Below are 14,532 nucleotides of genomic sequence, written 5' to 3' on the forward strand. Positions count from 1 at the left end.
CCTCATGGTCCTCGAATCCATGAAGATGGAAATCCCCGTCGTCGCCCCCGAAGCCGGCCGCGTCGTCGAGATCCTCATCGCCGAAGGCGCTCCCGTGCGTGAAGGCCAGGACATCGCGGTCTTCGAAGAGGAATGAGCGCCGTGAAGAAGGCCGCCGCTGACATGCAGACCAGCTACGGCGCGGAAGGCGAGGCGCTGTCCATGCGCGCTTCATCCGCCGGTCGCCAACTGATGACACTCGCCGAGCAGATTGCCGAGCGCATCTCCCTGTCGATCGCGACCGGCGATTACGCACCCGGCGATCGCATTCGCGAGGAGGCGATTGCCGAGCAGCTCGACGTCAGCCGCGGCCCCGTCCGCGAAGCACTTCGCATCCTGGAGCGCGACGCCGTGGTGCGCATCCAGCCCCATCGCGGCGCGCACGTCACGCAGCTCAGCATCAAGGAAGTGGGCGATCTGTTCGAGATTCGCCGTGACCTGGTCGGCTCGATGGTCCGTCGACTTGCCGCTCGCGATGACGACCTCATGACCGCGATCGACACCGGCGTGTGCGAACTCGAGGCCGCGGCCAACGGTGCCGTCGGGGCCGACGCCTATCTCGCGATCAGCAATCGACTCGGTCGCCTGCTCGCCGACGCCTCCCGCAATGAGCGCCTCGCGGAGATCCTGGGTTCGCTGGCCCGGCAGACGCGCCGCTACTCGATGCTCGGCCTCGCGAGCGCCGCGCGGCGCGAGGAATCGGCGCGCACTTGGCGCTCGATGGTGAACGCGCTGAAGGCCGGCGACCCGAATGTCGCGGCCGATGCCATCGAGGACCTGATCGAGGCCCTGCGACGCGAAGCCATCAGGCATTTGCAGGCAGCCGACCTTCCAACACACACAAAGGATTGATTTCCATGAGTTCCGAACGAATCGCAGGGCACGCCCTGTCCTGGGCAGCGACCCAGTTCCGCGACCGGCCCGCCGTGGTCTTTCGCGACCGCAGCTACAGCTACACGCAGATCGAGCGGCGCAGCAACCAGCTCGCCAACACGCTCATCGGCCTGGGGCTGATGCCTGGTGAGCGCCTCGCGGTGCTGCTGAACAGCTCGGTGGAGAGCATCGAGGCCCAGTTCGGTGCCGAAAAGGCCGCACAGGGCTACGTGGCCCTGAACGCGCGTCACACGGTGCGCGAACAGGCCGGCATCCTCAACGATGCGGGCGCTTCGGTGCTCATCGCGGGCGCAGAGTTCCGCGAATCGGTGCAGAAGGTTCGCTTGCTCGTGCCGTCGCTGCGCGTCGTCATCGGCGTGGGTTGGCATGACGCCGACGTGCTCGACTACGACTTGCTGCTCGAGCGTGCAGCGGACCGTGCACCATGGCTGAAGGTTCCGGCGAACCTGCTGCTGCGTATCGCCTACACGTCGGGCACGACGGGCCAGCCGAAGGGCGTGGCCTACAGCATCGAGCGCTTCGAGGCACGTCTCGCGAACCATTTCGCCGCGATGGAATATGGCCTTGGCATCGACGACGCGATGCTGCATGTCGGCCCGCTCACCCACGCGGCCGGTGTGCACCTGCTGCCGTGCTACCTGCGTGGTGCACGCAACATCGTGGCCGATCGCTTCGATGCCGAAGAAGTGGTGGCACAGATCGCCAGCGATCGCATCAGCCAATTGATGGTCGTGCCCACCATGCTGGGCCGCCTGCTCGAGGTGATCGCCGCCAACCCCGCGGCAGACCTGTCCGCGCTGCGTCGGGTGCACTACGGCACGGCGCCCACGCCGACAAGCATGGTCCATCAGGCCTTGGGCCGGCTGGGCCCGATCCTGCGCCAGCAATACGGCATGACCGAGGCCGTGCAGCCCCTGTGCGTGCTCTATCCGCACGACCACCTGCAGGACGGCCAGCCCTCCGAACGCGTCACCTCGTGCGGGCGGCCGACGATGAACGTCGACATCGCCGTGCGGGACGCCGATGGCAATCCCCTGAAGGCAGGCGAAGTCGGCGAGATCGCGATCGCGCATCGCGGCATCGGCGAAGTCGCGTTCTGGCGTCGTCCCGACCTGGAGCGTGAATCCATCCGCGACGGCTGGTACTACAGCGGCGACCTGGGTCGCTTCGACGACGAAGGCTTTCTCTACATCGTCGGCCGCAACAAGGACATGATGATCAGCGGCGGCTTCAACGTCTATGCCCGCGAGGTCGAGGACGCCCTGCACACGCACCCGGCCGTGGCCGAAGTGGCAGTGCTCGGCCTGCCTGATTCCGAGTGGGGCGAGGTGATCGCGGCCTTCGTGGTCCGCCGCCCCGGAGAAACGAGCGATGCCGACGCGCTCGCCCGGCACTGCGCCGAGCAGATCGCCGGCTACAAGAAACCGCGCGTGATCGAGTTCGTCGACGCGCTGCCGCGCAACCACGCCGGCAAGGTGACCAAGAACGACCTGCGCGATGCGTGGCTGGCAGGCCATCCCCAAGGTATCCAAGGAGCAACTTCCAAATGAACACGACACAGACGACACAGACGACAAAGACGACAAAGACGACACAGACGGCGCAGCCCGCAGCGGGCGAATGGGCCGAGGACCTGGACGAACTGGCGCAGCGCCGCGCCATCGCGCACGCGCTCGGCGGCGAGGAGCAGGTCGCGCGCCATCACGCGCAGGGCAAGCTCACGGCGCGCGAGCGCATCGACCACCTGCTCGACGCCGGCAGCTTCAACGAGATCGGCGCGCTGGCCGGATCGGTGCAATACGGCGCGGATCGCAAGCGCGAGCAGTTCACCCCCAGCAACGCCGTCGTCGGCATCGGCAAGATCGACGCACGGCGCACGGTGGTCGCGGCCGACGACTTCACGATCCGGGGCGGCTCGTCCGAAGGGTCGGTGTCGGAGAAGTGGATCTACGCCGACCGCTACGCCTGGGAATACAAGCTGCCGCTCGTGCGCATGATCGACAGCGCAGGCGGGAGCGTCAAGCTGCTCGACAAGCTCGGCCACACCAAGATCCCGGGCTACCCGATGCTGCCGATGACGCAGCTGCTGGGCGTCGTGCCCGTGGTCGGCATCGCGCTCGGCGCCTGCGCCGGATTGGGCGCCGTGCGGGTCGGCGCGGCACACCTCGCCATCATGATTCGCGGCAAGAGCCAAGTCTTCGCCGGCGGTCCGCCCGTCGTCAAGCAGGCGCTGGGCATCGACATCGACAAGGAGTCGCTCGGCGGCTACGACGCAATGCACCGCTACAGCGGCGCGGTGAACTTGGCCGTCGATACCGAAGAGGAAGCCCTGCAGGCGACGCGGCGCTTTCTTTCGTACCTGCCTGGCAACGTATGGGAGCAACCGCCGCGCGTGGTTTGCGACGATCCGGCCGATCGCTGCGACCCGTGGCTCAACCAGGCGATTCCGGCGGACAAGCGCAAGGTGTTCCAGGCGCGCAAGATCCTCAAGGCCATCTTCGATCAAGGCTCGCTGTTCGAGATGTCGCCGGATTTCGGCGGCTCGACGATCACTTGCCTGGCCCGGTTGAACGGACACGCGGTCGGCGTGATGACGAACAATCCGATGGTGATGGGCGGCGCGCTGACACGCTCGGCGGCCTTGAAGATGGCGCGCTTCGTCGATTTCTGCGACACCTTCCACCTGCCGATCGTCAATCTGGCCGACCAGCCGGGCGTGATGACTGGCGCCGACGCCGAGCGCGAAGGCACGATCTCGGCGGCGTTGCAGGCGATGCACGCCATCGAGCAGTCGGGCGTGCCTTGGCTTGCGATCGTGCTTCGCCGTTGTGTGGGGTTGGCCGGCGCCATGTTGAGCCCGTTGCACGGGCCTTCGGGCACCTCCTTGCCGAACCGCTATGCGTGGCCCTCGGCGCGCTGGGGCTCGATCCCGGTGGAGGGCGGCGTTGCCGCGGCCTACAAGAAGGACATCGCTGCCGCCGAAGATCCGGTCGCGCATCGGCTCGACCTCGAGGCGCACTATCACGCGATCTCGTCGCCGATGCGCACGGCCGAACGCTTTGGCGTGCTCGACATCATCGAGCCCGCGATGACGCGGCCGCTGCTGTGTTCCTGGGTCGAGGACGCTTACCGGGCGACGAGCCGGCAGCTCGGCCCCGTCGGTCGCACGATGCGCTGAAGCAGCGGCGCACGGTGACGCAGCAGGAGAGCAGGCATGCCGACGCAACTCGACAGCGCAAAGAACCTGCTGCGCTGCGCGGCTGGAGAATCGATCAGCGCGGTTACAGTGCATGGCGTGATTCGATCCGCCCCTGCCAATTTGTTGTCTGCCGGAGGATGTCGATGCTCAAGCCTGGTTCGAGGCGCTTCGCTGTCGGCGTTGTTGCCCTCCTTGTACTCGTCGCCGCAATGTTGGCCTACTACGCCTATCAGCAGCGCTGGTCGTTCAGCCCTCAGGACCGGCTCTATGTCGAGGCGCCCGACGCAGCCGGAATGACCGAGGGCATGCAGGTGACGACCCGTGGGGTCGTCATCGGCAGCGTTCGGAGCATCGGGCTGCCCACAACGCAGTCCTCTGAGCAGGGCGCTCGGATCGAACTGCGCATCGGCCGCGACTACATGGCGCACTTACCGAAGGGAACGCGGGCGAGACTGGTTCAGGAGAACGGGATCGGCCAGCCGACGATCGACCTCGTGCCTCCGCGCGGCGGCGCGCAAGCGCTGGATCCCGGCGACGTGCTGGCTTTGGAGCGCGGCAAGGATGGCGGCCAGATCTTGCAGGAATTGCAGTCGGCGTTGATGCCTGTCATCGCCGACGCTCGCAAATTGACCGAGAGCCTGACGGATCCGAACGGGTCCTTCCAGCAGACGCTGAAGGCGGGTCAGGACGTTGTCTCGAAGATGCCCGCCATCGCCGAGAAGACGGGCGAGGTGATCGATCAGACGAAGCAGACCGTGAAAACCATCGAGAGCGGAGCCGCGGCGACGCTGCAAAGGGCCGGTCGCACCATCGAGGTCGTGGAGCAAGCAGCGCCTGCGGTGATCGAAAAAGTGCAGCAGGCCGCCGCAACCTCGCAGAAGGCCAGCGCCGACGTGCAGGCCATGGCGGCGCAGGCTTCCGAAAGACTGCCGGCCGTGCTCGATCAGGTTCAGGCCGCGGCGACGCAGACCAACCAGATGGTGAGCAATGCGCGCCAGACCTGGCCGATCAGCATGCTGACCGGCACGGCCACCACGCCGCAGTCACTGCCGATCGACAGCATCGGCGGCCTGCCGCTCCCTGGAGAAGCGCCATGAGGCGCACGCGCCGACTGATCGCGTGCGGCCTGTGCGCCGTCGGAGCGGCCCTGCTCGGGGCGTGCTCGACACCGCCCGTGCGCTCGGCGGCATACGTGCAGGCCCAGGGCTTCAACACGCAGGGAATGGATCGCTTCAAGGCGGGCGACCTGCCGCGTGCCCTGGCGTTTTTCCAGCAAGCACTCGTTGTCGGACAGTCGATAGAGGACGACGACGCGATCGCAGCCGCGCGCCTGAATCTATCCATGGTCTATCTGGGCATGGGTCGCCAGGACGAGGCGCTGAAGCAATTGGATCTGGTCTTGGACGAGCGCCGCCTTGCGTTCAGTGCAGACCGACGCGCCGAAGCTGCATTGAGGCGCGCGATGGCGGTCCAGGCGAGCGACCGTGCGAGCGCCGAACAAGCGCTCGATCGGGCTGGCGTGATCTGCGGCAGCGGTTGCAGCGTGAGGGGAAAGATCCTCAATCTGAAGGCATACATGGCGCTGAGCGGCGGGCGCGCCGAGGAGGGGCTGCGATTCGCGCAGCAAGCCCACGGAGCCCTTGCCAAGGACGATGCGCTGGAAAAGGCGAACGCGCTGCGTCTGCAATCGAGTGCCTACATCGCCTTGAAGACCCCCGCTGCTGCGGTGCCCCTGCTTCATGAAGCATTGGGGATGGACAAGGCCGCAGGGGCGAGCGAAAAGATCTATCAGGATTTGCTGCTGCTGGGTCAGGCGTCCATGGACAAACCGGAACTCGCCAAGGACTATTGGGCCAGGGCCCACGACGTGGCGGTGGCGGCCAAGAACGATGCTGGTGCCGAGCGCACCGCGAAGTTGCTGGCAACCGCCGCGCCTTAGCCGGCGGCGCGGCGGGAGGGCAAGCAACCTAGGGGGAAACCCCGCCTTGCTTTCGCGATCGACGAAAGCTGGCGCTGCGGCTTTGTCGTTCCCTCGGTGAGGCAGCGATTCGAGAATTCATGCACCCCTGGAGACAAAGCATGACCTCAATCACTCAGCCTCGCATCGGCGCCACCAGCGTCGATGCATCACCCAGCGAATCAAGCATCGTGCGCAAGGTCGCGTGGCGAATCATGCCGTTGATCATGATTTGCTACCTGTTCGCTTTCTTCGATCGCATCAACATCAGCTTCGCCAAGTTCGCACTGCAAAGCGACCTGGGCCTGAGCGATACCGCCTACGGATTCGGCGCCGGCCTGTTCGTCGTGGGCTACGTGCTGTTCGAAGTGCCCAGCAACCTGATGCTCTACAAGGTCGGCGCACGGCGCTGGATCGCCCGCATCATGATTTCCTGGGGCATCGCCACGGCACTGATGGTGTTCGTGCAGAACGAGTGGCAGTTCTACGTCCTGCGCTTCATCATCGGCGCGATGGAAGCCGGCTTTGCACCGGGCGTGTTGTTCTACCTGACGCTGTGGTTTCCGACTGCCTACCGCGGCCGCATCACCTCGACCTTGTTCCTCGCATCGGCCTTTGCGGGGCTCGCGGGCGCGCCTGTCGCGGGCCTCGTGTTGTCGAATCTGGACGGCGCACTGGGCATGGCGGGTTGGCACTGGCTGTTCCTGGTCGGTGGCCTGCCGTGTGTCGTGCTCGGCATCCTGGTCTTCAATGTGCTCAAAGACCGCATCCAGGACGCCGGTTGGCTCACGCCGGCCGAGCAAACGCTCCTGTCCAGCCGCATCGCCGACCAGAACAAGAGCATCGGCAGTCACTCGTTGCTCGGCGCGCTGAAGACGCCCGGATTCCTCACACTCGCGCTGATCTATTTCCTCATCCAGGTCGCGTCCTACGGCCTCAACTTCTGGGCGCCTCACCTGATTCGCACGTCGGGCAGCACGAATCCGACGGTCATCGGCTTCCTGACGGCCGTGCCGTACCTGTGCGGTGCGATCGCGATGCTGGTCGTCGGCAAGCTCTCGGACGCGACCGGCGAGCGCCGCAAGTTCGTCGCCGGCCTGATCGCGCTGTCGGCCATCGGATTCTTCGCGGCCGGCATGTTCGACAAGAGCACGACCATGGTCGTCGTGGCCCTGGGTGTGATGGGTGCGGGCGTCATCGCATCCATCCCCGCCTTCTGGGCCTTGCCGCCCAAGCTGGTGACCGGTGCAGGTGCGGCCGGCGGCATTGCGCTGATCAACACGCTCGGGCAACTGGGTGGCATCGTCAGCCCGGTGATGGTCGGGCGCATCAAGGACATCACCGGCAGCACCACGCCGGCCTTGTATGTCATCGGTTGCCTGGGCCTCGTGTGTGCGGCGATCCTGCTCTACGGGCTGCCCGCGAGCTTGCGGCGCAGGGAAGAGCACGCGTCATCGTCGCAGCAGGGCCACTCGGCCGCGACCCAAGCCTCACACTGACGCATCTTGAGCCAAGGAACGAGCCAATGAACGAAACCTCCACATCAAACTCGCCGTTGACACCGGCGGCGCTGAAGGGCGTACGCGTTATCGAGATGGGCCAACTGATTGCCGGCCCCTTCGCCGGAAAGACGCTGGGCGAATTCGGTGCCGATGTGATCAAGATCGAGGCGCCGGGCACCGGTGATCCGCTGCGCAACTGGCGCTTGATCAAGGAGGGCACCTCCGTCTGGTGGCAGGTGCAGTCGCGCAACAAGCGCTCGATCGCGCTCGACCTGCGCAGCACCGAAGGCCAGGACATTGCCCGCCAGCTGATCGCCGAAGCGGATGTGCTGATCGAGAACTTCCGGCCGGGCACACTGGAAGGCTGGGGCATGGGCTACGACGTGCTGTCGAAGCTGAACCCGGGCCTCGTGATGCTGCGCATCTCCGGCTATGGCCAGACAGGCCCCTACCGCGACCTGCCGGGCTTCGGCGCGATCGGCGAGGCGATGGGCGGCCTGCGCCACCTGACTGGCGAGCCGGGCCGCGTGCCGGTGCGTTGCGGCATCTCCATCGGCGACACGCTGGCGGCACTGCACGGCACCATCGGCATCCTCACGGCCCTCTACCACCGCAAGGTCAACGGCGGTCAGGGGCAGGTGATCGACGTGGCGCTGCACGAGGCGGTGTTCAACGTCATGGAGAGCCTGTTGCCCGAGTACAGCGCCTTCGGCGCGGTGCGGGAAGCGGCTGGCAGCGCATTGCCCGGCATCGCACCATCGAACGCCTACCGCTGCAGCGACGGCTACGTGCTCATCGCGGGCAACGGCGACAGCATCTTCAAACGGCTGATGCAGGTCATCGGCCGCGACGACCTGGGCACCGATGCAGAGCTGGCGAACAACGCCGGCCGGGTGGCCCGCGTCGCGCAGCTCGACGAGGCGATCGAGGCCTGGACGCAAACGCGCCCGGTGATCGAGGTGCTCGCCACCCTCGGCGATGCCAAGGTACCGGCCGGCAAGGTCTACACCGCCCAGGACATCGCCGAAGACCCGCACTATCGGGCGCGCGACATGCTCCTGAAGCAGACCACCCGCGACGGCTACGTCGTCGAGGTGCCCGGCGTGGTGCCCAAGCTGCTCGGCACGCCGGGCACGGTGCGCTCTTCCGCGCCGCGCCTCGGCGACGACACCGACGCGGTGCTCGGGGAGCTCGGATTTTCAACAAAGGACATCGCCGCCCTGCGCGGCAGGAAGGTGGTCGCATGAACGACAAGGACACACTCTGGAACGGCGCCGGCCGGCGCATCTACATGCAGGAAGTCGGCACGCGCGACGGCCTGCAGGTCGAAGAGGCCTTCGTGCCGACGCAGGAAAAGATCGCGCTGGTCAACATGCTGTCGCACGCGGGCGTGGCGAAGATCGAGGTGACGGCCTTTGTTTCGCCGAAGGCGATTCCCGCCTTGCGCGATGCAGAGATCGTGTTGCGCGAGATCAAGCGGCAGCCGGGCGTGGTCTACAGCGCGCTGGTGCCCAACGTTCGGGGCGCCGAACGCGCCATCGATGCGGACGCCGATGAACTCAATCTCGTGATGTCGGCCAGCGAGAGCCACAACCTGGCCAACCTGCGAATGACGCGCGAGCAATCGTTCGCGGCGCTGTCGGAGGTCAACGCCTTGGCTCGGCAGGCCAAGGTGGCGGTCAACGTCTCGCTCTCGTGCGCCTTCGGTTGCCCGATGGAAGGCGATGTGCCCGTGACCACCGTGCTCGACTGGTGCGTCCGTTTCGTCGAAGACATGGGCGCGCGCGGCGTCACGCTGTGCGACACCACCGGGATGGCTTACCCTGGTCAGGTCGCGGCCCTCACCGCAGCCTTCCGCGCGCGTTGGCCGAAGACCGAACTCACGCTGCACTTCCACAACACGCGTGGCATCGGCCTGGCGAACGTGATCGCCGCCATCGACGCTGGCGCTGACCGCTTCGATGCCTCGCTTGGAGGCATCGGCGGCTGCCCGTACGCGCCCGGCGCGACCGGCAACGTGTGCAGCGAAGAGATCGTCCACGCGCTCGAATTGATGGGCTACCGCACAGGCGTCGATCTCGCACTGCTGACCCATGCGGCAAGGCGCCTGCCGGGGCTGATCGGTCACGATATTCCGAGCCAGATCGTCAAGGCCGGCCGCCGCCTCGACCTGCATCCGGTGCCTGACGATTTCGCCGCCATTCGTGAACGTGCGATCGCGCGTGTTGCCTGAAACCTCAACGCGTCAGGCGGCTTCCTTGCGACCCTCGAAATAATCGGCCAACCGCATCCGTTCACGCTCGAACACCGGCATGCCGGCGCGCACCGCTCCCCAGTCGTCAGTGCGGCTTGCGCGGTCGATGCTCTCGCATGCGGCTGCAAATGCGAGCGCACCGACCATCTTGCTGGCGCCCGCCATGCGGTGGGCGCACAGGGTGACCTGGGCGACGTCGTCGGCGGCCACCGCCTGCCGAAGTCCGATCGAGTCCTCCTCGCACGTTCGCCGGAAGGCCGCAAGTACCTCGCTCACCATCGACGCATCGCCCCCGCATTTCGCCTCGAGGAGCGCCTGGTCGATCGGGCCGGCAGAGGCGCTGGCCTCCGGGCTCGAGTCGGCGGAAGCGGCGGACGGCGAGGGAGCTTGGGGAAGCGGCAGCCATCGATCGACCTTGTCGATCAGCTGCACCAGTTCCACCGGCTTGACAAGAAAGTCGTCCATGCCGGCGGAGAAGCACGCCTCGGCCTCACCCTGCAGTGCGTTGGCGGTGCAGGCGACGATCGGCACTCGCTTCCGTCCATCTTCGGATTCCAGCCTGCGGATGCTGCGCGCCAGTTCATAGCCGTCCATGTGGGGCATGTGGCAGTCGGTGATGACGAGCCCGAAGCGACCCGACTTCCACATCTCCAGGGCCTGGACGCCGTCGTCGGCGGTCTGCGCGGCGTAGCCCAGCGTTCGCACCTGGCGCAGGATCAGCATGCGGTTGACGGGGTGGTCATCCACCAGCAGCACCAGCGTTCCTTCCGTCTCGGCCTGCGCAGTGCTCGGAGCCACGCGGCGCATGGCCGCGGCCGTCGAAATGGCTCGCCCGTGGTCGGCATCGCCGCCCGGCGGGAGCTCGGCGACGGGCAACGTCAAATCCAGGGTGATCGTCGTGCCCGTGCCCGGCGCGCTTTCCATGCGGATGGAGCCACCCATCATGTGCGCGAGTTGCCGCGAGATGACCAGCCCCAGTCCGGTGCCGCCCGGCCGCCGCCGCGCCTCGTCACCGACAGCCTGGCTGAAGGGCTGGAACAGCCGCTGCTGGTCCTCGGGAGAGATGCCGATGCCGGTGTCCTTCACCTCGAAGCGCAGTTTTTCCTGTCCCTCCGCGCGCCCCAGCCATTGCGCGTTGATGTCGATCCAGCCCTCGGAGGTGAACTTGATCGCGTTGCTCACGAAGTTGTTGAGGATCTGGCGCAGGCGTACCGGATCGACCCGCAAGGCCGGACTGATGCGCGGATCGACCATCCGCCGGACGATCAGGCCCTTGCTGCTGGCATTGCCCAGGTAGATGCTCTGCACCTCCTCGACCAGGCGCTTGACCGACACGACCTCGGGGCGGACCTCCAGCTTGCCGGCCTCGATCTTCGAAAAATCGAGGATGTCGTCGATGATGCGCAGCAACGACCGGCTGGATTCCCGCACGAGCCCAAGCGTCTCGCGCTGCTCGGCGTCCAGCTCGGTCAGGCTCAGGAGTTCCAACATGCCCAGCATGCCGTTCATGGGCGTCCTGATCTCGTGGCTCATGGTGGCGAGGAAAGTGCTCTTGGCGCGGTTGGCTGCTTCCACCTCGGAGCTGCGCTGTGCCAGGGCCGCGTTCAGCCGCTCGATTTCACGCTCTTTCCTCTTCCTCTCCGTCACGTCTTCCGAGATGGTCAAGAGGTAGCGCGGCTTGCCGGTGTCGTCCAGGATCGGGATCTTTTTCGCGTGGAGGATGTGCACGCTGCCATCGTGTGCATGCAGGGTCTCCTCGGGGATGTCCACTTCGCGGCCCAGCGAGAGCGCTTCCTTGTCCTTGGCCGCGAAGAATTCGGCTTCCTCCGGGGAATTGACGAAGTCGTGAATCGTCTTGCCGAGCAACTCGTCCTGGCCGCGCCCCGTCAATTGCTCCATGGCGCGGTTGACGCGGACGAGCTTCAGGTCATCGGCGTTCTTGACCATGACCTGGTAGGGGATGGTGTGGATCACGGAGTTCAGGAACGCATTGGCCGTTTCCAGTTCGGCGGTGCGCAGGTGCACGCGCGCTTCCAGGTCGGCGTTCAGGGCTCGCAGGTTTTCTTCCGCCCGGCGCAGCGCCGTCTTCTGCCGTTGTTCTTCAAGCGCTCGCCGCACCGAGAAACCCAGCCGCCGAACCCGCTCCTTGAGAACGTAGTCCGTGGCGCCGGCCCTCATGCAATCCACCGCCTCTTCCTCGGGCATCAACCTGCTGGAAATCGCGATCAGCAGAAGCTCCGGGTGGTACTGCCGCACGTGCCGCAGCATCTCCAGGCCGCCGATTTCGTAGTCGGACAGCACGAGGTCGAAAGCTTGCCGCTGCAGGGCGGCGACGAAGTCCTCCCTGGTTCTCACCCACACGACGTCGCAGGCAAGATCCTCGTCCTCCAGCCTCTCCCGGATGCGCTGCGCATCGGCCGGGTCGTCCTCGAGCTGCAGCACTCGGATGGAAGTAGTCATCTCGGCGCGTCCTGTTCGCCACGGAGCGACTCCACGACGTCCTTGAACTCCTCGCGGTTGCGGTCGCTCAGCGCGGAGAGGGCCTCGTGCGCGCGCAGGATCCGCTTCTGCACCGAGGCCTGATCGCCCTCCGTGCCCAGCGCATAGAGTTCGGGCGCGGCGGGGCTGTCATCCCGCACGGCAGCCAGCACCTGCTGCATGCTCAGTTCCTCGAACAGGGCGCGCACGGCCGGCGTCACGCCCGCGACCACCACGCCGCCTCGGGCGACCAACTCGTGCACGGTGCCGAGGCAGGTGCTGTCCATGTATTCGCAGCCGGAAAGGTCCAGCACCAGGGGGCGTCCCCCGCCCAGTACGGCCACGGCGGTTTCGTGGAAGGCATCGCAATGCATCCAGCTGGCCCGGCCGCGCAGCGCAAGGTAGGCGGCCTGCTCTGTTTCGCCATAGAAGACCGCCTCACTCTCGCGCCGCGGCGCGCCGGATGCCACGGCGATCGCCGCAGGGAGTTCGGCGCCGTTGTCGAACCACGAGGTGCCGGCGTGCGCGTCGATGAGCAGGATGGTCACGTCATCCCGGTCCGCACCCGCCGGCGCATCGGCATGCAGGTGAACCATCATTTCCTGCGCGCTGGCGAGCGGTTTGGCGAGAACCTCCTGCAGCAGTTCCAGTTCGCGCTCGGACCCGGAGGGCAGGAGCCCGTCGGTGTAGAGGAGGATCCGGTCGCCCGCCAGCAGCTGGAGACGCTCTTGCTGGAAGTGCGCGTCAGGCGCCAACCCGAGCGCGGGCCCCGTGCGGCGGATCAGGCGCGTTTCGCGACCGTCGCGTGCGTGCAGCACCGGCGGATGGCCCGCCGAAGCCAGGGTGAGGCTCGAGTCGGACGTATCGAGCAAGCCGAAGACGGCCGTCAGGAACAGGCCCGGCGCGGCGTGCGCCTCGCAGATCGAGCGATTCACCGCGGCCAATACCTGCGCCGGCGGCAGTGGGAGGCCCGTCGCCGGATCCACCAGGACAAGCCGCTGCTTGAACAGCACCGAGAGCATGGCCGACGTCACCCCGTGGCCAGTGGCATCGGCCAGGTAGAAGGCGAGGTGCTGATCGCCCAGCCGGACCACGTCGTAGAGATCGCCGCCCACATGCTGCCCTGGCCGGTAGACCGCCTGGATGCAATAGCCCTCCATGGGGGGCGGGCTGCGCGGTAGCAGGGCACGCTGGATGACCTCCGCGCGCTCGAGATCGCGGCGAAGCACTTCGGAGGTCTGCTCGAGTTCGGTGACCTTGCGCTGCAGTTCCCGGTGAAGGTGCTCGCGTTCCGCCAGCAGTTGCCGTCGCTCGAGCGCATTGCGCACCGCCACCTCCATCTCTTCCGAACGCGGCGACTTCGGAAGGAAGTCGAACGCCCCCAGACGGATCGCGGCCACTGCCGTGTCGAAGGTCTCCAGCCCCGACAGGACGATCCACATGGCATTCGGCGCGGCCTCGCGTCCCCAGCGCAGCAGTTCAAGGCCGTCCATCCGCGGCATCATGATGTCCGTCAGCACCAGGGCGACGTCCGGGCGCTCGCGCAGAACCTGCTGCGCCGCGAACCCGTCGGCGGCCTCGAGGACAGGCGAGCAGCCGAGTCCTTCCAGCGTCAGCTTCACCATCAGGCGGGCCACCGGCTCGTCGTCCACCACCAGCGCAACGGGAGGGACAGGGTCGAGGTTCATCAAATCCTCTGGCAGCTGGAGTGCCGCGCGGGAAAGGAATTCTCCGAGCCGCAGGGCGAGATGGCAAGCCGCCGGGGCGCTTGCACATTTTTGTGACACATCGCCTACAACTTGTCTCATGGCCGCCGATAACGCTGCTATGGACAAACCACACTCAATCGGGTCACCGGAACTGCTGACCCAGATCCCGAAGGAAAGCGTTCTGCAGGACGACGGGGTGCATATGCTCGTGTCGACAAGAGGGGTGGAAGGATCGCGGAGTGACGGCATCCTCCTTCGGCGCTGTGCTTTTTCGCTGGCTGCGCCCCTTGGCTGCGAATTCCTGGGCCAGTACAGGCAGCTTTCGGATGGCTTCTGGCACGCGTCCATGCGCAGCCGCGCGCGCAGCGATGGCTCCCTGGGTCCTCCCCAGGTGGCGATCTATGCGACGGAACTGGATGCGCTGGTCAATCTCTGGACGAATCGCCGGTGCTTCGACCTGGGCACTCGGGTCTGACCCCGGCCGCATTGACGTACCGACT

The 14,532-nt window shown here is 66.5% G+C and carries 12 protein-coding genes; 10 read left to right on the top strand and 2 right to left on the bottom strand.

Features of this window, described 5'->3' with window-relative positions; genetic code table 11:
* Positions 1-4: 4 nt before the first annotated feature.
* The 9 genes from AC1DHL_RS02695 (at position 5) to AC1DHL_RS02735 (ending at position 9,824) form a co-directional block, all read left to right on the top strand.
* Positions 5-136 carry an acyl-CoA carboxylase biotin carboxyl carrier protein subunit gene (locus AC1DHL_RS02695; protein ID WP_478104654.1) on the top strand — a complete coding sequence of 44 codons (132 nt, stop codon included), beginning with the start codon at positions 5-7 and terminating at the stop codon, positions 134-136.
* Positions 133-891 carry a GntR family transcriptional regulator gene (locus AC1DHL_RS02700; RefSeq protein WP_478160412.1) on the top strand — a complete coding sequence of 253 codons (759 nt, stop codon included), beginning with the start codon at positions 133-135 and terminating at the stop codon, positions 889-891. Before AC1DHL_RS02695 ends, AC1DHL_RS02700 begins: the two co-directional genes overlap by 4 nt.
* Before the next feature lie 5 nt (positions 892-896).
* On the top strand, positions 897-2,483 hold the full coding sequence (locus AC1DHL_RS02705; RefSeq protein ID WP_478160414.1) for a class I adenylate-forming enzyme family protein: 1,587 nt from the start codon (positions 897-899) through the stop codon (positions 2,481-2,483).
* The gene (locus tag AC1DHL_RS02710; RefSeq protein WP_478160416.1) at positions 2,480-4,111 is read left to right on the top strand and encodes an acyl-CoA carboxylase subunit beta; all 1,632 of its coding nucleotides are present in this window, start codon (positions 2,480-2,482) and stop codon (positions 4,109-4,111) included. The genes AC1DHL_RS02705 and AC1DHL_RS02710 overlap by 4 nt, the downstream gene beginning before the upstream one ends.
* A gap of 164 nt (positions 4,112-4,275) precedes the next feature.
* Positions 4,276-5,229 (top strand): MlaD family protein, encoded by a 954-nt coding sequence (locus AC1DHL_RS02715; RefSeq protein WP_478160418.1) that lies wholly within the window; start codon positions 4,276-4,278, stop codon positions 5,227-5,229.
* Positions 5,226-6,071 carry a tetratricopeptide repeat protein gene (locus tag AC1DHL_RS02720; RefSeq protein WP_478160420.1) on the top strand — a complete coding sequence of 282 codons (846 nt, stop codon included), beginning with the start codon at positions 5,226-5,228 and terminating at the stop codon, positions 6,069-6,071. The genes AC1DHL_RS02715 and AC1DHL_RS02720 overlap by 4 nt, the downstream gene beginning before the upstream one ends.
* Positions 6,072-6,211: 140 nt before the next feature.
* Positions 6,212-7,588: an MFS transporter gene (locus AC1DHL_RS02725; RefSeq protein ID WP_478160422.1), complete on the top strand. Its 1,377-nt coding sequence runs from the start codon at positions 6,212-6,214 to the stop codon at positions 7,586-7,588.
* A gap of 26 nt (positions 7,589-7,614) precedes the next feature.
* Complete coding sequence (locus tag AC1DHL_RS02730) at positions 7,615-8,838, top strand: CaiB/BaiF CoA transferase family protein (RefSeq protein ID WP_478160423.1); 1,224 nt, start codon at positions 7,615-7,617, stop codon at positions 8,836-8,838.
* Positions 8,835-9,824, top strand: a complete 990-nt coding sequence (locus AC1DHL_RS02735) for a hydroxymethylglutaryl-CoA lyase (protein WP_478160425.1) — start codon at positions 8,835-8,837, stop codon at positions 9,822-9,824. The genes AC1DHL_RS02730 and AC1DHL_RS02735 overlap by 4 nt, the downstream gene beginning before the upstream one ends.
* A gap of 12 nt (positions 9,825-9,836) precedes the next feature.
* On the opposite strand, the gene AC1DHL_RS02740 is transcribed toward AC1DHL_RS02735, so the two are convergent.
* Together AC1DHL_RS02740 and AC1DHL_RS02745 are read right to left on the bottom strand one after the other, a co-directional pair.
* On the bottom strand, positions 9,837-12,305 hold the full coding sequence (locus AC1DHL_RS02740; RefSeq protein WP_478160427.1) for a PAS domain-containing hybrid sensor histidine kinase/response regulator: 2,469 nt from the start codon (positions 12,303-12,305) through the stop codon (positions 9,837-9,839).
* Entirely contained in the window at positions 12,302-14,011 is a 1,710-nt protein-coding gene (locus AC1DHL_RS02745) for a SpoIIE family protein phosphatase (RefSeq protein ID WP_478160429.1), read from the bottom strand. Before AC1DHL_RS02745 ends, AC1DHL_RS02740 begins: the two co-directional genes overlap by 4 nt.
* Before the next feature lie 118 nt (positions 14,012-14,129).
* Between AC1DHL_RS02745 and AC1DHL_RS02750 the strand changes: the two genes are divergently transcribed.
* On the top strand, positions 14,130-14,507 hold the full coding sequence (locus AC1DHL_RS02750) for a hypothetical protein (protein ID WP_478160431.1): 378 nt from the start codon (positions 14,130-14,132) through the stop codon (positions 14,505-14,507).
* Positions 14,508-14,532 lie beyond the last annotated feature (25 nt).

It is taken from the genome of Variovorax sp. 10L426 (assembly GCF_056395305.1).